Raw genomic sequence first — 266 nt, 5'->3', positions numbered from 1 at the left:
GCGCCCGGCGGTGCGAACGCCGTGCCCGGTTGCTGCGGAGCCGACGTCCCGGTGCCGTCGGCCCGCGAATCCGACCGATCGTCGGAGCCCGAGGTGGCGACCAGACCGACGATCACCGCCACCACCACGAGCGCGGCGGCGGCCGCCCACCAGATCCGCCGATCCCGGACCGGAGACGGTTTCGCTTGCGGCGCAGGCGTTCGCGCGGTCGCGGTCGCCGCCGGGGCCGGAGCGGGCGGCTTCGTGTCCGGGCCGAGCACGGTCGT

At 77.1% G+C, this 266-nt stretch carries 1 pseudogene; it reads right to left on the bottom strand.

The features are described from left to right. Positions 1-266 (bottom strand): annotated as a pseudogene (locus ON37_RS26480) (hypothetical protein); the annotation flags it as partial.

Origin of the sequence: Nocardia veterana NBRC 100344, assembly GCF_000308855.1 — a bacterium.
Classification (GTDB): domain Bacteria; phylum Actinomycetota; class Actinomycetes; order Mycobacteriales; family Mycobacteriaceae; genus Nocardia; species Nocardia veterana.
The sequence above is the reverse complement of the archived record's forward strand: the minus strand, read 5'-3'. Positions and strand labels throughout refer to the sequence as shown.